The sequence below is a fragment of the Amycolatopsis sp. NPDC047767 genome (genome assembly GCF_040704195.1).
Lineage (GTDB): Bacteria > Actinomycetota > Actinomycetes > Mycobacteriales > Pseudonocardiaceae > Amycolatopsis.
Genome location: NZ_JBEYSJ010000005.1, coordinates 33,204 through 48,622 on the forward strand (window position 1 = coordinate 33,204; position 15,419 = coordinate 48,622).

The 15,419-nt window shown below is 70.7% G+C and carries 15 protein-coding genes; 7 read left to right on the forward strand and 8 right to left on the reverse strand.

Annotation, left to right across the window (positions count from 1 at the left end; genetic code table 11):
- Positions 1-735: 735 nt before the first annotated feature.
- The gene (locus AB0878_RS11195) at positions 736-2,736 is read right to left on the reverse strand and encodes a BTAD domain-containing putative transcriptional regulator (RefSeq protein WP_366578798.1); all 2,001 of its coding nucleotides are present in this window, start codon (positions 2,734-2,736) and stop codon (positions 736-738) included.
- Between the two features lie 313 nt (positions 2,737-3,049).
- Here AB0878_RS11195 and AB0878_RS11200 point away from each other — a divergent pair, with 313 nt between their 5' ends.
- The 3 genes from AB0878_RS11200 (at position 3,050) to AB0878_RS11210 (ending at position 5,285) form a co-directional block, all read left to right on the forward strand.
- The gene (locus AB0878_RS11200; RefSeq protein WP_366578800.1) at positions 3,050-3,667 is read left to right on the forward strand and encodes a hypothetical protein; all 618 of its coding nucleotides are present in this window, start codon (positions 3,050-3,052) and stop codon (positions 3,665-3,667) included.
- Between the two features lie 71 nt (positions 3,668-3,738).
- Positions 3,739-4,296 (forward strand): hypothetical protein, encoded by a 558-nt coding sequence (locus AB0878_RS11205; RefSeq protein WP_366578802.1) that lies wholly within the window; start codon positions 3,739-3,741, stop codon positions 4,294-4,296.
- Positions 4,293-5,285: a hypothetical protein gene (locus AB0878_RS11210; protein ID WP_366578804.1), complete on the forward strand. Its 993-nt coding sequence runs from the start codon at positions 4,293-4,295 to the stop codon at positions 5,283-5,285. The genes AB0878_RS11205 and AB0878_RS11210 overlap by 4 nt, the downstream gene beginning before the upstream one ends.
- Positions 5,286-5,376: 91 nt before the next feature.
- Here the strand turns inward: AB0878_RS11210 and AB0878_RS11215 are convergent, their stop codons facing one another.
- From AB0878_RS11215 to AB0878_RS11225, 3 genes are read right to left on the reverse strand one after another with little or no spacing between them, the layout of a single operon-like run.
- The gene (locus AB0878_RS11215; RefSeq protein ID WP_364057973.1) at positions 5,377-5,781 is read right to left on the reverse strand and encodes a VOC family protein; all 405 of its coding nucleotides are present in this window, start codon (positions 5,779-5,781) and stop codon (positions 5,377-5,379) included.
- Positions 5,782-5,790: 9 nt separating this feature from the next.
- Positions 5,791-6,240, reverse strand: coding sequence for a helix-turn-helix transcriptional regulator (locus AB0878_RS11220; protein WP_366578806.1), 450 nt, complete (start codon positions 6,238-6,240; stop codon positions 5,791-5,793).
- 19 nt (positions 6,241-6,259) lie between these two features.
- Positions 6,260-6,781 carry an N-acetyltransferase family protein gene (locus tag AB0878_RS11225; protein ID WP_366578808.1) on the reverse strand — a complete coding sequence of 174 codons (522 nt, stop codon included), beginning with the start codon at positions 6,779-6,781 and terminating at the stop codon, positions 6,260-6,262.
- Between the two features lie 43 nt (positions 6,782-6,824).
- On the opposite strand from AB0878_RS11225, the gene AB0878_RS11230 reads away from it, so the two are divergent.
- Positions 6,825-7,379, forward strand: coding sequence for an XRE family transcriptional regulator (locus AB0878_RS11230; RefSeq protein ID WP_366578810.1), 555 nt, complete (start codon positions 6,825-6,827; stop codon positions 7,377-7,379).
- A 48-nt stretch (positions 7,380-7,427) separates the two neighbouring features.
- Positions 7,428-8,048: a hypothetical protein gene (locus tag AB0878_RS11235; protein WP_366578812.1), complete on the forward strand. Its 621-nt coding sequence runs from the start codon at positions 7,428-7,430 to the stop codon at positions 8,046-8,048.
- A gap of 57 nt (positions 8,049-8,105) precedes the next feature.
- Here AB0878_RS11235 and AB0878_RS11240 read toward each other — a convergent pair whose 3' ends face one another.
- The 4 genes from AB0878_RS11240 to AB0878_RS11255 form a co-directional block, all read right to left on the reverse strand.
- Positions 8,106-9,092, reverse strand: coding sequence for an LLM class F420-dependent oxidoreductase (locus AB0878_RS11240; protein WP_366578813.1), 987 nt, complete (start codon positions 9,090-9,092; stop codon positions 8,106-8,108).
- 54 nt (positions 9,093-9,146) lie between these two features.
- Entirely contained in the window at positions 9,147-10,733 is a 1,587-nt protein-coding gene (gene ligD / locus AB0878_RS11245) for a non-homologous end-joining DNA ligase (RefSeq protein ID WP_366578815.1), read from the reverse strand.
- 37 nt (positions 10,734-10,770) lie between these two features.
- Complete coding sequence (gene ctaD, locus AB0878_RS11250) at positions 10,771-12,522, reverse strand: cytochrome c oxidase subunit I (protein WP_366578817.1); 1,752 nt, start codon at positions 12,520-12,522, stop codon at positions 10,771-10,773.
- Positions 12,523-12,608: 86 nt separating this feature from the next.
- Positions 12,609-13,124, reverse strand: a complete 516-nt coding sequence (locus AB0878_RS11255) for a MarR family winged helix-turn-helix transcriptional regulator (RefSeq protein WP_366578818.1) — start codon at positions 13,122-13,124, stop codon at positions 12,609-12,611.
- Positions 13,125-13,208: 84 nt separating this feature from the next.
- Here AB0878_RS11255 and AB0878_RS11260 point away from each other — a divergent pair, with 84 nt between their 5' ends.
- Together AB0878_RS11260 and AB0878_RS11265 are read left to right on the forward strand one after the other, a co-directional pair.
- Positions 13,209-13,850: an NAD(P)H-dependent oxidoreductase gene (locus tag AB0878_RS11260; protein WP_366578819.1), complete on the forward strand. Its 642-nt coding sequence runs from the start codon at positions 13,209-13,211 to the stop codon at positions 13,848-13,850.
- Between the two features lie 148 nt (positions 13,851-13,998).
- A complete protein-coding gene (locus tag AB0878_RS11265) occupies positions 13,999-14,457 on the forward strand; it encodes an MEKHLA domain-containing protein (RefSeq protein ID WP_366578821.1) in 459 nt (152 codons plus the stop codon).
- Positions 14,458-15,419 lie beyond the last annotated feature (962 nt).

A 15,419-nucleotide genomic window follows, 5' to 3' on the forward strand; every position in this document is an offset into this window, starting at 1 on the left:
TGGAAGGACGGGTGCACCGACAAGTGGCGCAACATCCCTTCGGCCCGGTCGAACTCGGCCCGTGCCCCGTCGGCGTCGCCACGCCACCGGGCGATGTCGGCTTTGGCCTGCGCCAGCCCGGCGAGCGCGTCCGGGTACACGACCACCGCGGCGTCGCGGTCGGCCTGGGCCAGGGCCGCGTCCACGGCCTCGACGTCGCCCAGCAGCCAGTGCAGCTGCGCCTGCCGCGCGCGCAACCACAGCACGTCTTCGAGGGTGCCGATCTCGGACACGACCGTGGCGGCCTCGCCGTAGTACTCGATCGCGAGCCGCAGCTCACCGCGGCGGGCCACGAGGTCGGCGAGGTTGCCGAGCGCCAGCGACGTGCCCCAGCGTTCGCCGATGAGCCGGAACAGCCGCACGGACTCGGCGGCGTCCTCCTCGGCGGCCTCCTGCCCGCCACCGCCGGCCAGCAGCAGCTGGGCCCGGTTCATCCGCGCCTGCGCCCGAAGCCAGAGGTCTTCGTCCGTGAGGAGATCGTCCAAAGTGTCCAGTCGTGGCGCGACCCCGGTTTCCAGGCCGGACAACAGTTCCTGCAGCGACACCATGAACCGCAGCACCGGGTGGCGCGTGGTCCGGTCGCTCAGCTCCATCGCGTTGCGGAGGTAGTCGTCGGCCGAGCCGAAGTCCGCGAGGCCGGCGGTGACGAACACGGCGGCGAGCGCGTTGGCCGCGGCCCGGTCCTCGGCGTCGACCTCACCCGGCGCGGCCAGCGCCGCCGTGATCAGCTCCTGGCCTTCGCCCTTGTGCCCCGCCAGCAGCCAGAACCACGCGGCGGCGATCACGAGCCGCACGGCCATCGCCGCGTCGCCGGCGGCGATGCTGCCGCGCACCGCCGAGGCCAGGTTGCCGTGGTCGGCCGCGAGCCGGGCGAGCCAGCCGAGCTGTTCGGCGCCGCGCAGGTGCGGGTCGGCCGTCTCGGCGAACCGCGCGAACCACTCGGCGTGGGCGCGCCGGACGGACTCGCGCTCGCCGGCCTCGTCGAGCCGTTCGGCGGCGTAGGCCTTGATCGTCTCCAGCATCCCGTACCGCGGCTCGCTCGCCTGCGACACGACGAGAAGCGATTTGTCGACCAGGGCGGCCAGCAGGGTCTGCGGTGTCGTCGGTCTTCGCGACGGCGGCGGCCGCGTCGGCCGTGGCGCCGCCGGAGAACACGGCGAGCCGGCGCAGCAGGGTGCGTTCGGCTTCCGAGAGCAGCTCCCAGCTCCAGTCGACGACCGCGCGCAGCGTCCGGTGCTGCGGCATCGCCGTGCGGCTGCCGGCGTTGAGCAGGCGGAACCGGTCGTCGAGGCGCGCGGCCAGCTGCGCGATGGTGAGCGAACGCAGGCGCGCCGCCGCCAGCTCCACGGCCAGCGGCATCCCGTCGAGCGCGCGGCAGATGCGCGTAACGGCCTCGACCGTGGCTTCCGCGACCTCGAACCCGGGCCGCACCGCGGCGGCGCGGTCGGCCAGCAATCGCACCGACGCGCACGACATCGCTTCCGTCACGCTCGCGCCCTCCGGCGGCAACGCCAACGGCGCCACGGGCCACAGGGCCTCACCCGTCACGGCCAGCGGCTCACGGCTCGTCGCCAGGATCCGCAGGCGCGGGCACTCGCCGAGGAGCCGGTCGGCCAGCTCCGCGGCGGCGTCGACCACGTGCTCGCAGTTGTCCAGCACCAGCAGCACGTCGCGGTCACGCAGCACGCTCACGGCCCGGTCGGCGGCCGTCCCGCCGGCGACGAGCCCGAGCTGCCCCTGTTCACGCAGGCCGAGGGCGCTGAGCACGGCCTGCGCGACGTCGGCGTCGGCGACCGGCGCCAGCGCGACGAACCAGACGTCACCCGGCGTGCGGTCGAGGAGCGTGCGCGCGGTCTCGGTGGCCAGGCGCGTTTTCCCCGCGCCGCCCGGCCCCGTGAGCGTGGTGAGCCGGTACTCGGCGACGAGCTTGACGACTTGGGCGACATCGGCGTCACGACCGACGAAACTCGTGAGCCCGGCGCGCAAATTGGTGCGCGCCTCGGACTGGGTGTCCACAGAGGACTCACGCAGGATCTCGGTGTGCAAGGCGGAAAGCCGAGCCGACGGGTCGGTGCCCAGCTCTTCGGCGAGCGCTTTGCGGAGGCGCTCGTAGACGGTCAGCGCCTCGGCCGGCCGCCCCGCGGCACACAACGCGCGCATGAGCGCGGCGGCGAGGCGCTCGCGCAACGGGTGTTCCGCCAGGAGGGCGGTGAGCTCCGCCGTCAGCTCCTCGCCGCCGCCGCGCCGCAGCTCCGCCTCGGCGTGCTCCTCCACCGCGGCCAGGCGCAGCTCCGTGAGCCGCGCGATCGTGCCCTGGAAGTAGGCGTTGTCCGCCACGTCGGCCAGCGCCGGCCCCCGCCACAGCCCGAGCGCCTCGGCCAGCGCGCTGGTGTCGCGCCGCCGGACGAGCTCCTCGAACCGCACCACGTCGACGTCGGCCACCACCCGATACCCGACCGCCGCGGCCTCCACGACCACCCCGGCCCTTCGCAACCGCGACACGAGCGCCTGCAACGCATTCCCCGTCGACGGCGGCTGCTCTCCCCACACCGCGTCCACCAGCCGCCCCGCCGGCACCACCCGCCCGCCATCCGCGGCCAACGCACTCAGCAGCGCCCGCAGCCGCGCACCCGCGACCTCGACGGACGCGCCGTCGTCCGTCCGGACCTCCAGGGGGCCGAGCAAGCTGATCCGCACCGCTCGATTCTGCCCGGTCTCGGGGCTGGGCGCGTCGGGGATATCCCGGATTCTGTCGGGCTCTGTCGGCCTCGGGCCGGTCTGGGGTTGGATGCCCGTAAATCTGCTTGGAGTCGCCTCGGCAGCGCTCGGGTTTTGTCGGGGGTGGCCGATGGACTGGACAAGGGCACGCCCCCTAGAGAGGGCGGGGGCCTGTCTGGCGGGGGATGGGGCCGGGGCGCAATGTTCGGCGGCTTGGTGCGGGACGAGCCTCCGTCGAGAATTACGCGTGCGGTATGGGTAAGTTACGTTCGGTGAGCACGCTAGGACGACCATGACTTACCCACCGCAGCAGGGCGGGCAGTATCCGCAGCAGCCCTACCCCCAACAGCCGTACGCGCAGCAACCACCGCCCTACCCGGCCCAACAACCGCCGTACCCGCAACAGCCGCCGTACCCGCCCCAGCAGCAGCCGTACCCACAACAACAGTGGGTCCAACCCGGCTACCCGCCGCAGCCCAAGAAGCGCAGGCTCCTCTGGCTCTGGATCTCCCTGGGCGTAGTCGTCGTCCTGGCCGGCGGCGTCGGCATCACAGGCTTCGTCGCGCCTGGGTTTTTCCTCAACAAGAACCACCCGGTCGGCGCCGCTCGCACTCTGGCTGAGCCGCAGTTCATGAACGAGCTGCTCGGCAAGCTCAACGTCCACGACCTCGCCGGGGCCGCCGCGTATGTGTGCGCGTCGGCGGACGAGAGCCCGGCGTCGCTGGTGCACGGGCATTTCGCGGACCCGAACGTGGGGCACTATCGCGTCCGGGAGGTCGAGCCGCTGCACGAGATCACGCAGTTCGTGCACGTCGACTCGGACTATCCCGGAAACCCGATGCCCTACAGCGCCACGTTCATGCTGCGGCAGGGTCCCGACGGCGGTTTCTGCCTCTTCGGGGTCATCTGACCGGCGGCGACACCCCACCGCAAGCCGCGTCGTTCCCGTAGGTTGGCGCGGTTCGTACCTACAGTGGCCGGGTGACTACGCCAGCGCAGCACAAGCGCGAGCAGGCGACGGCGCGCGTCGCCCGGGTGCAGGAGGCCATGCGGGCGGGGCTGGGCGCCCTGCCGGAGGCCGGGGACGAGCGGACGCGTGCCCTCGACAGCCTGGTCGACGCGGCCGAGGACCTGTTGCGCACGGAGCGTGAGGTCGAGATCGCGACCGAGCAGGTGCGCGCGGCGAAGCTCGAGGCGCGGCGGGCCGGCGCGCAGCGGCTGTCGCTGTACCTGGCGGCGGCGCCGGTCGCGGTGGGGATGGTCGTGGGGGCGCTGATGCTGTTCGGCGGGATCGGCGCGGTGTGGGTCCTGTTCGCGCTGCCGCTGCTCGGCGCCGGGCTGCGGATCGCGCTCGGGGCGCTCGGGCCGACGCCGCTGATGGTCGACCGGCGGCTGCGCGCCGCGTACGTGGGGGCGGCCGCCGCGGGGCTCACGGGCGCGTCGCTGCTGGTCCCGGGCGCCGTCCAGGCGATCCTGGTCGTGCTGGCCGCGCTCGCGACCGTGGCCACCGTCGTGTTCCTGGTGCAGGAGGTCCGATGACCTACTCCGAGTACTACCCCGACACCGAGTACTACGAGGAAACCGAGGAGTCCGACAGCGAGTTCGACGCGCTGTCCGAAACCGTCGACGGCATGCAGGAAACGGTCGTCGACCTCGAGTCGCGCACCGGGCGCGAGCTGACGGAGCTGCGCGAGACGTTCGAGTCCTTCTCCGAAGCCCAGGTCCGCCACGAATCCCGCCTCGACGTGGCCACGCGCCAGCTCGAACGTCTGCGCCAGCGCCTGCAGCTGCTCGAACGCGCCGTGCGCGTGTCGGAGAAGGTGCCGGTGGTGGACCTCGACGACGTCGGGCCTGCCTTGCGCAAGCTCGCCGCGGACGCCGAACGTCGCCACGCGCTGGCCGCGCAGCTCATGACGGCCAACCAGCGCCGTCCGTACGAAGAGGACATCGCGCGGCTGCCGCAGGCGCGGGAAGCGTTGGCAGAGAGCGAAAACGCGCTCATCAACGTGCTCGCCATCCTCGCGTCCACCCAGCACGGCGACGAAAACCGCGGCAGCGCGCAGGCCCGACTGTCCGAAGTGGTCGCCCGCCGCCGCGGTGTCCTCGACCGGCAGCTGCCCGCCGCGATCAAGGACGCCGAGGCCGCGCAGCAGATGCTGACCGCCGACGACGTCACGCGCACCCGCGTGCTGCCCCAGATCGAGAAGTCCGAACGCGACTGGGAAGAGCTGCACTCCAAGCTGCGCGAACGCATCACGGACGCGATCGGCTCCAGCGCGCTGCTGCCCGTGTGGTTCACGCACGCGTTCGGCGTCGCCCCGCCGTCCGGTGCGGCGGGGGACCGGTGGATCCGCGCGGCGACGTCGGCGCTGGCCTACCGCGTCACCCACGGCGTGACCGACCAGGCGCTGCCGCTGGGCGAGCCCCCGGCCGACGACACCGACTGGACCCAGCCGCAGTGGTCCTGGCGCGCCCGGCTCGAGCAGGACATCGAGGACCTCGACATCAGCGGGGACTGGCTGTCCTGATTGGTGCGAATCCGGCCACAGCCACGACGGAAACTCGTGTTCGAGAGGGTCGCGCGCACAGGTGTCCGCCTGCTTTTGGGCGGATTGGCAACTAGGCCTGCGCGATCCGCACCAGGTTCCCCGCCGGGTCGCGCACGGCGGCGTCGCGCACGCCCCAGAACTGGTCGGTCGGCTCCTGCAGCACCTCGGCCCCGGGCGCGGCGGCGACCTTGGCGAACGTCTCGTCGAGGTTGTCGGTGCGCAGGTTGATCGTGCCGAGCTCACCCTTCGCGAGCAGCTCGGCCACGGTGTCGCCGTCGGCCTTCGAGCGGCCGGCGTGCGGCTGCGACAGCACGATCTCGATGTCGGGCTGGGTCTCGGTGGTGAGGGTGACCCAGCGGAAGCCGTCGTTGGCGACCTCGTTGCGCACCTTGAAACCCAGCGTGTCCCTGTAGAACGCGACGGCCGCGTCGGGATCGTCGACGGTCACGTGCACGGCGGCGATGGAAACAGTCATGCCGTGAGGTTATGCGGGCGCGCCGACGGACGCTTCTCCAAAACTGCTCTGCCGCGGCGCGCCGCCGGTCTTGCGCGGGCGCGACGCCACCATCGTCTGGCACGGCGGCACCGCGGCGACGTCCTCGTGGTTGCGCGCCCGGTACGCCGAGGGCGTGTCGCCGACGAGCTCGGTGAACCGCGCCGAAAACGAACCGAGGCTCGTACACCCGACGGCGAAGCACGCTTCGGTGACGGTGAGACCGTTGCGCAGCAGCGTCTTGGCGCGTTCGATGCGGCGGGTCATGAGGTAGGAGTACGGCGTCTCGGAGTACGCCTCGCGGAACCGGCGGCTGAAGTGCGCCGTCGACATCAGCGCCGTGCGGGCGAGCGCGGGCACGTCGAGGGGTTCGGCGTACTCGCGGTCCATCCGGTCACGGGCCCGGCGCAGTCTGCGCAGCTCGTCGAGGTCGGCGCTCATGGGCTCCATTCTGCACTGCTCAGCGTGGTTCCTCCGGAGTTTCGTTCGAATCGGGCACGAGCGAGCGCTGCGCCCACGCCACGTCCCGCCACGCTCCGTGTTTCCACCCGATGCGCCGGTACGTGCCGACGGGCTCGAACCCCAGCGCCCGGTGCAGGCCTTCGCTGGGCTCGTTCGGCAGCGTCATCCCGGCAACGGCCGTCCGGAACCCGCGCTCGGCGAGACGGGCGAAGAGCGCTTCGTACAGCGCGCGGCCGCCACCCGTGCGTCGCCGCCCCAGCTCCAGGTACACGCTCACCTCGCACGACCAGCGGTACGCGGCGCGCTCCTTGAAGGGCCCGCCGTACGCGTACCCGGCCACGCGGCCGTCGATCTCCAGCACCAGCCACGCGTGCGTCTTCGCGGCGCGCTTGATGCGCTCCGCCATCTCCGCGCCGGTCGGCGGCTCCGTCTCGAACGTGATCGTCGTGTCGCGCACGTACGGCGCGTAGATCTCGGCGCACGCTTCGGCGTCGCGCTCGTCGGCGTCTCGGATCAGCATGGCTCACTATAGTAGCGGATATTGACTGTTATAGTGTCACCTTGTGACGGACCCCCTGTCGGCCTCGCTGGCCGCGACCTTGCGCGACGCCCGCCTGGCCCACGACCTCTCCGCCGGCACCCTGGCCGAACGCTCGGGCGTCTCACGCGCCATGATCGGCAAAATCGAACGCGGCGAGGCCCAGCCCACGGCGGTGTTGCTGAGCCGGCTCGCGTCCGCCCTGGGCCTGACGCTGTCGGAGCTCATAGCCCGCGCCGAGGCCGGCTCCGACCGTCGCCTCTCGCGCTTTTCGGCTCAACCGACGTGGACCGACCCGGTCACGGGGTACGTGCGCCGCGCTGTCTCACCGCCCGGCCCCACGGAACTCGTCGAGGTCTCCCTGCCGGCCGGCGCTTCGGTCGGCTTCCCCGCGGATTCGTATGCGTTCGCGGACCACCAGATCTGGGTCCTGTCGGGCCACCTCCGCTTCGTCGAGGGCCCCACCGTCCACGAACTCGACGCGGGCGACTGCCTGCACCTCGGCCGCCCGGCGCCGTGCACTTATGTGAACCCGACCGCGGACGCTTGCCGATATCTGGTGGTGCTGACGAAACGCTGACCCCTCCGCGCCTTCGCCCGGTAAGGTCAGCGTTCTTTGGGGGGACACATGACCGACACTCTGACCCGCCGCCCCCTCGGCGCGGGCGAAGCCTTGTCCGCCGCCGGCGGCCTGCTTTCGGGCGCCTTCGCGGCCTTCGCCTACTACAACGACACCCTTCGCATCCTCGCCCACGCCTTCGTCCTGTGGATCGCCCTGGTCGTCGCCGTCTCCGCCGGCCGCGGCCCGCGCCGCGCGTACGTCCGCACCGTCGCGGCCCTCCTGCCGGCCGTGGTGGCGTTCTACGTCGGAAAGAAAGTCATGTACGGCCTCAAATACCCGGGCATGCCGTATTCCATCGACACCCAGACGGTGCTGCTGTGGTGCCTTCTGGCCGTCCTCGCGGGCACCCTCGGCCTGGCCTTCCGCTTCATCGGCGCCCCCACCCGCGCCGGCACCCTCGCCACGGCCGCCGCGGTGGGCCTCCTCCTCGCCGATGCCGTGCGCGAATGGTCCCACTTCGGCCCACCCACGCTCGGTGTGGCGACTCTGCTCGCCGTGGGTTTGGTGCTGGGTCTGGGCGTGCGTTCACTGCGACAGCTCGGGTTTGTCGCTTTGTGGGTGGTGCCGTTTGCGTTGGCTGCCACGGTGTTGGTGGCAGCACCCGACCTTCTCGAGTCGCTGGTCTGATACAAAAAAACCGGCCGGCACCCCCAACAGGCACCGGCCGGCAAACCACATAAACCCTCAGACCAACTCAGGAATCACCTTCGACGCAAAAAGCTCGATCCCCGACCGGTCATACGCCGCCTCCACGAAGTAGGAGATCGCGTAGGTCATGCCGAGGCCTTCCATTTCCTTCAGCCGCTCCACGATCTGCTCCGGCGTGCCCACCAGCGGCCCCTTCGCGAAGCTCTCGTGAGTGGACTCGAGCACATCCGCCGGCAGATAAGGCTCGTAGTGGGAACGGATCCACGCCAGCCGGTCCTGCACGTCCTTCTCGGTTTCGCCGATGACGACGTTGTAGTTGGCCGAGCGGACGATCGAGCCGAAGTCCGTGCCGAGGTCCTTGCAGTGGCCCTCCAGCACGGAGGACTTGTGCTTGAAGCCCTCGACGTCGCCGACGAAGTTGGTGTACTGGGCGTACTTCGCGGCCGTGCGCAGGGTCTTCTTCTCGCCGCCGCCGGCGATCCACAGGGGGATTCCGCCGTCCTGCAAGGGAAGCGGGCGGGAGATGGCGCCGTCGACCTGGTAGTGCTTGCCGTCGAGGGTGGCTTTGCCCTCGGTCCACAGCTGGCGCATGATCTCGACGCCCTCGTCGAGCATGCCGAGGCGCTCGCCGGCGCTGGGGAAGCCGTAGCCGTACGCGCGCCACTCGTGCTCGTACCAGCCGCCGCCGATGCCCATCTCCACGCGGCCGCCGGAGATCACGTCGATGGTGGCCGCGACCTTCGCGAGGTACGCGGGGTTGCGGTACGCCATGCAGGTGCACATCTGCCCCAGCCGCACGCGCGAAGTCGCGGCGCCGTAGGCGGCCATCAGGCTCCACGCCTCGTGGGTGGCTTCGTCGCTCGGCACGGGCACGGTGTGGAAGTGGTCGTAGACCCAGATCGACTCGAACGGTCCCGCGTCGGCGAAGCGGGCGAGGTCGAGCATGGTGGTCCAGTGGTCGGCCGGGTCGATACCGACGAGGTCGTGACGCCAGCCCTGGGGAACGAACATTCCGAATCGCATGGCCCCGACCCTAGGCCTGGAGTGCGCTCCAGGTGCGGCCGAACCGGTGATAATTCACAGTTTTGGCAGCTCCTGCTCCACACCCAGCAACGCCGCGAACGGATCACCGACGGTCTCGACTCGTTCGAGGACTGTCCGAATCGTCCAGTGGTCGGGGGTGAGTTCCGGGTCGTCGAGCTCGTCCCACTGCAACGGCACGGAAACCGGCGCCCCCGGCCGCGGGCGGACGCTGTAGGGCGCGACGAGTGTTTTGTTCAGCACGTTCTGCGTGTAGTCCAGCCGTGCCTTGCCCCCGCGGCGGTCCTTGTGCCACGCCCAGCTCACCAGATCGGGCAGCGTCCGCCCGATCGTCTTCGACACGGTCTCGGCCCACTTGCGCGTTTCCGCATACGTGTAGCGCGGTTCCACCGGCACCCACACCTGGATCCCGCGCTGTCCCGTGACTTTCGGCAGCCCGATGAGCCCGAGGTGCTCCAACGCCGTGCGGTGGAGGCGGGCCAGCGCGAGCACGTCGTCGAACGACGTCTCCGGGCCGGGGTCGATGTCGAACAACGTCCACGTGGGGTGCTCGACGTCCTCGATGCGCGATGTCCACGCGTGCAGCTCGAGCGCGCCGAAGTTCGCCAGCCACGCCAGGTCTGCGACGCCCTCGGGCACGAGGTACTGCTGCACGTCGTCGGCGTCGGCCTTGTCGTAGTGCCAGCGGTGCAGCCACTTCGGCGCGTGGTCGGGCACTTCCTTGTGCCAGAAGCCGGGTTTCTCGATGCCGCCGGGGAACCGGTTGGTGTTGAGCGCGCGGTTGGCGAGGTACGGCAGCATCGTCGGGCCGATGCGCGTGTAGTACCGGATGAGGTCGCGTTTGGTGATCGGGTCTTCACCCTCGCGGCCGGGGACGAGCACCTTGTCGAGGTTGGTCAGCGCCAGCTTCCGGCCCGCGACGGCCCAGCTGCCGCGCCCGTCCAGCTCGTCGAGGGCGTTCAGCTCCGCGGGAGACGCGGGGGTGAACTCCGGCGTGAGCCGCACCTCCGCCTCGGCCGCGGGCAGGTCGGCGCGCCAAAGGGCCGGGGGAGCGGCCTTGATCTCGTCGTTGGTCAGCCCGCTCTTCACCGACTTCGGGTGGTCCTCGGCGTCCCAGCCGGCGGACGCGTGGTCGTCCTGCTTGTGCAGCAGCAGCCACTGCTTCCCGTCGCCGTCGCGGCTGGGGTGGATGAGCACGAAGCGACCGGCGAGCTTCTCGCCGAACAGGTCGAAGTGCAGGTTGCCGTCGGCGAGCGCCTGCTCGGGGTCGTCGGTGTCGACGGCCTCCCACGTGCCGCGGTCCCACACGATCACGTCGCCGCCGCCGTACTCGCCGTGCGGGATCACGCCCTCGAAGTCGGCGTATTCGAGCGGGTGGTCCTCGACGTGCACGGCCATGCGCCGCACCTTCGGGTCGAGCGTCGGGCCCTTCGGCACGGCCCAGCTGATGAGGACGCCGCCCAGCTCCAGGCGCAGGTCGTAGTGCCGGCGGCGGGCGCGGTGACGTTGCACGACGAAGCGGTTTCCCTGCGTGGTGGCCGCGTCGCCGCCCGCGGGCTCGGCGGTGCGCTGGAAGTCGCGCATCTCGCGATACTTCTTGAGCCGCTCCGCCGCAGAGTCCATGGTCCGCCCTCCTCAAGGCAGCGTAGGACACTTTCGATCAGCGAGCTTGGTCTTCGGGCGGGGTCAGCGCGTCGGACGCAGCCTGGCTCGGCGTCGCGCGGTGGCGGCCGGTGCGGCGCACGTGGCCCTCCTCGCGCAGGCGTTCCACCATGTGCGGGTAGTGCAGCTCGAACGCGGGCCGTTCGGAGCGGATGCGCGGCAGCTCGAGGAAGTTGTGCCGCGGCGGCGGGCACGTCGTCGCCCATTCCAGCGAGTTGCCGTAGCCCCACGGGTCGTCGGTCTCCACGTGGGCGCCGAAGCGGTAGCTCTTCACCACGTTCCAGATGAACGGCAGCACCGAGGCACCCAGGATGAACGCCCCGATCGTGGAGATGGTCTGCATGAGGGTGAACCCGTCGGTGGGCAGGTAGTCGGCGTAGCGGCGCGGCATACCGGCGTCGCCGAGCCAGTGCTGGATCAGGAACGTGGTGTGGAAGCCGATGAACGTCGTCCAGAAGTGCCACTTGGCCAGCGGTTCGTCGAGCATGCGGCCGGTGATCTTGGGGAACCAGAAGTAGATGCCGGCGAACGTGGCGAAGACGATGGTCCCGAACAGCACGTAATGGAAGTGGGCGACGACGAAGTAGCTGTCGTGCACGTGGAAGTCGAGCGCGGGCGCGGCCAGGATCACGCCGGTGAGCCCGCCGAGCAGGAACGTGACGAGGAAACCGATCGACCACAGCATCGGCGATTCGAAACTCAGCTGTCCCTTCCACATCGTGCCGATCCAGTTGAAGAACTTGATCCCCGTGGGCACGGCGATGAGGAACGTCATGAACGAGAAGAACGGCAGCAGCACGGCGCCGGTCGCGAACATGTGGTGCGCCCAGACGGTGGCGCTCAGACCGGTGATGGCGATCGTCGCGAACACCATGGTCCGGTAGCCGAACAGCGGTTTGCGGCTGAACACCGGGATGATCTCCGTGACGATGCCGAAGTACGGCAGCGCGACGATGTAGACCTCCGGGTGCCCGAAGAACCAGAACAGGTGCTGCCACAGGATCGCGCCGCCGTTGGCCGGGTCGAAAACGTGCGCGCCGATGTGTCTGTCGGCGAGCAGCCCGAACAGCGCGGCCGTGAGGATCGGGAACGCGAGCAGGATCAGCACGCCGGTGAGCAGGATGTTCCAGGTGAAGATGGGCATCCGCCACATCGTCATGCCGGGGCAGCGCAACGTGACGATCGTCGTCACCATGTTGACCGCGCCCAGGATCGTGCCGAGGCCCGAGACGATCAACCCGGTGATCCACAGGTCGCCGCCGATGCCCGGCGAGTGGATGGCGTTGGACAGCGGCGTGTACGCGGTCCAGCCGAAGTCGGGCGGGCCTCCGGGCGTGAGGTAGCTGCTGATCACGATCAGCCCGCCGAACAGGTACAGCCAGTAGGAGAACGCGTTCAGGCGTGGGAACGCCACGTCGGGCGACCCGATCTGCAGCGGCACGACGAAGTTGGCGAAGCCGAAGAGGTTCGGGGTCGCGTACAGCAGCAGCATGATCGTGCCGTGCATGGTGAACAGCTGGTTGTACTGCTCGGGTGACAGGAACTGCATGCCGGGCTGGGCGAGCTCCGTGCGCATCAGCAGCGCGGTGAGGCCGCCGATGAGGAAGAACGCGAACGACGTCGAGAGGTAGAGGACGCCGATCGTCTTGTGGTCCGTCGTGCGGGCGATCTTCAGGATCTGCCCGCCCTTCGGTCCCCGCCACGCCGGGCGCAGCGGAACCGGAACGGGCCTGGTCACGGTGTCGGCCATCGGTCCTCCCATCAGGGCGTACCCATTGTGGGCGCGATCACGAGGAGGGGGTGGGGCCGTTTTTTCAACGCACTTCGGTGAGCCGGCTACCCCTGCACGTCGTCCGCGACGCAGGCCTGCACGTGGGTGCGCCCGGAGTCGTCGGCGGCGGCGCAGGCCTCGACGTCCGTGGTGGCGGTGGCCTGCTGGAGGAGGCTGTAGAGCTGTTCGCGCTGCTCGACGCTCAGCGCGCAGAGCACCTCGTCCTCGACGGCGGCCATGGCGAACTCGGCCTTGGCCAGCTTCTTCGCGCCGACGTCGGTGAGCTCCACCACGTGCCGGCGCCGGTCCTCGGGGGAGCGGCGGCGCTCGATGAGGTTGTCGGCCTCGAGGTCGTTGAGCAGGCCGACGAGGTTCGTGCTGTCGATGCCGAGCGTGGCGGCCAGCGCCTGCTGGGTGCTGCTGCCGTGGTCGCGCAGCACGGTGAGCGTGAGCAGGTGGCGGGGGCGCAGGTTCATGGGCGTCAGCACCGATTCCGCCCGCGTGCGCACGCGGCGCGAGAGGTGGTCGAGCAGGGCGCCGCACCGGTGGGGCGGCTGGTTGACGACCGGGAGCGAGGCCATGCGTCCAGTATACGAGAACTCGCTAGTCGTCCATGTGCTATAAATGGTTTGCCCTACACAAACGATCTATGGATGGCGAACGAGATGCCTCACCTTCTCCACATCGACTCCAGCATCAGCGGCGACCGCTCGGTCAGCCGAGCGCTCACCGCCCGCGCCGCCGCCGCGTGGCGAGCCGCCCATCCCGACGGCACCGTCACCTACCGCGACCTGGGCGCGAACCCGGTCCCGCACTTCGACGCCGCGTCCGGCCTCGCCCGCGTCGTGCCTGCCGAGCAGCGCACGGCGGAGCAGAACGAGTCGTGGAAGCTCACCGAGGAGCTCGTCGGCGAGGTCCGCGACGCCTCGACCGTGCTGCTCGGCCTGCCCCTGTACAACTACGGCGCCCCGAGCGTCGTGAAGGCCTGGGTCGACCACCTGATCGCGCCCGGCCTCGCCTTCGACCCCGCCACGGGCACCGGCCTGCTCGACGGCCGCGAGTTCCTCGTCCTGGCCTCCCGCGGCGGCGGCTACGGCGAGGGCACCCCGCGCTTCGGCTGGGACCACGCCGAGTCCTGGCTTCCACACGGCCTCGCCATGACCGGCATCGAGCCGCGGTTCATCTCCGCGGAACTGACCCTCGCGGACACCAACCCGGCGATGGCCGACCTGCGCGACCTGGCGGCCGAGAGCCTGGCCGCGGCGGAGCGGGAGATCGACGCGCTCTGGACCCCGGTCAACGCGTAGTCGCTCCAGGGACGAACGCCTCGCCACGGTCCTCGAGGGGGAGGCCGTGGCGAGTTCTTTTTCTCCGGCGGTGGAGTCCATAGTGGACCCCGACGTGAAGTCGATCACCTGTGCTTGCCGTGATCCGCGACGGGCGTAGCTTGGCGTTATGTCGGACGCCGGGTCGTCACCACTGGACGCCGCTTTCGCCCAGCTGCTCGTGGACAGCTACCGCCGCGTGGTCGGCACACCACTGATCGACGCCACGGCGGACGCCGCCCACCACCTCTACGCGGACGCCCCCTTCGGCCTCCTCGCCCACGACACCTCCGACGACCCCCGCTTCACCTACGCCAACCTCGTCGCCCAGCACGCGTTCGAACTCGACTGGACCGAATTCCGCGGCATGCCCTCCCGCCTCTCCGCCGAACCGGACCGCCAGGAAGACCGCGACGCCCTCGTCGAAGCCGTCACCACCCACGGCTTCGTCACCGGCTACCGCGGCCGCCGCATCGCCAAGTCGGGCCGCCGCTTCTGGATCGAAGACGTGACGATGTGGAACCTCATCGACGACACCGGTGTGAAACGGGGGCAGGCGGCGGTTTTCGGTCGCTATACGGCTGCGTGAGGCTGCTCCTGGGTGCGCGTTGTTGGCCGGGTGTGGACGGTTTTCCTTGCTGTTCGCGCGGAATTCACCAGCGAGGGTGCGGGTGAGTGCACCCCGTCGGTTGGCACGGGAACACGGCCTTGCTGTCGGTTGGGATCGCCGCCGCGCTCTCGGACGGGCATGCGGCCGCGCTGCCGGACGGGCGCGCTGCCGCGCTCTCGGACGGGAACGCTGCCGCGCTGTTGGCCTAGCGCGCGGGATCGCCGCCGCGCTGTCGGACGGGCGCGCTGCCGCGCTGTTGGCCTAGCGCGCGGGATCGCCGCCGCGCGGTTGGGCTTGGCCCGGGAACGTCGCCGCGCTGTAAGACGAGCGCGAGGTCGCGTCGTCGCGCCGCTGGGCTGGCGCGAAGGAGCGCTGCCAGCTCATGATTCGGCGCGGGAGCGGCGCCGCATTGTCGAACGGGCTGGCTGCCGTGCTTTTGGTCTAGCGCGCGCCGCCGTCCCTTGGCCGTGACGCGGGAGCCCTCTCGCGCTGTCAGATCGGCACGCCGTTGCGCCGCTGGACTGGCGCGCAGAAGCTCGGCCGCCTCTTGGCACGGCACGGGAGCGTCTCCACCCTGGAGTTCGGGTGCGCCGCTGCCCTGGCGGGTTGGCGGGTGGGACTGCCGCCGTCGCTTGGCTGGGCGCGGTAGCGCCTCTGCGCTGTCGGGTGGGCGCGCAGCCGCGCGGGTAGGCCGGCACGCGGGAACGCTGCCGCCCTTCGGCTTCGGTGCCGGGCGTACGAGCGCGTCGCCATCGTGTCGGGGTGCGCCGCGGCGCCGTTGGTTGGGGCGCGGGAGCACGCCCGCCCCTGCGGCTTTGTGCGCGGGATCGCCGCCACGCTGTCGGACGGGCGCTGCCGCGCCGTTGAGCAGGCGCACGGGAGCGCTGCCTCCCCTCGGAGTGGGCGCACGAGCGCGTTGCCGCTTTGTCAGCTGGGCGTGC

Bases quoted from the DNA above. Each gene is read 5' to 3' on its own strand.
- AB0878_RS11200 (WP_366578800.1), top strand. From the start codon at position 3,050: ATGACTTACCCACCGCAGCAGGGCGGGCAGTATCCGCAGCAGCCCTAC.
- AB0878_RS11210 (WP_366578804.1), top strand. From the start codon at position 4,293: ATGACCTACTCCGAGTACTACCCCGACACCGAGTACTACGAGGAAACC.
- AB0878_RS11215 (WP_364057973.1), bottom strand. From the start codon at position 5,781: ATGACTGTTTCCATCGCCGCCGTGCACGTGACCGTCGACGATCCCGAC.
- AB0878_RS11220 (WP_366578806.1), bottom strand. From the start codon at position 6,240: ATGAGCGCCGACCTCGACGAGCTGCGCAGACTGCGCCGGGCCCGTGAC.
- AB0878_RS11225 (WP_366578808.1), bottom strand. From the start codon at position 6,781: ATGCTGATCCGAGACGCCGACGAGCGCGACGCCGAAGCGTGCGCCGAG.
- AB0878_RS11235 (WP_366578812.1), top strand. From the start codon at position 7,428: ATGACCGACACTCTGACCCGCCGCCCCCTCGGCGCGGGCGAAGCCTTG.
- AB0878_RS11240 (WP_366578813.1), bottom strand. From the start codon at position 9,092: ATGCGATTCGGAATGTTCGTTCCCCAGGGCTGGCGTCACGACCTCGTC.
- ligD (WP_366578815.1), bottom strand. From the start codon at position 10,733: ATGGACTCTGCGGCGGAGCGGCTCAAGAAGTATCGCGAGATGCGCGAC.
- ctaD (WP_366578817.1), bottom strand. From the start codon at position 12,522: ATGGCCGACACCGTGACCAGGCCCGTTCCGGTTCCGCTGCGCCCGGCG.
- AB0878_RS11255 (WP_366578818.1), bottom strand. From the start codon at position 13,124: ATGGCCTCGCTCCCGGTCGTCAACCAGCCGCCCCACCGGTGCGGCGCC.
- AB0878_RS11260 (WP_366578819.1), top strand. From the start codon at position 13,209: ATGCCTCACCTTCTCCACATCGACTCCAGCATCAGCGGCGACCGCTCG.
- AB0878_RS11265 (WP_366578821.1), top strand. From the start codon at position 13,999: ATGTCGGACGCCGGGTCGTCACCACTGGACGCCGCTTTCGCCCAGCTG.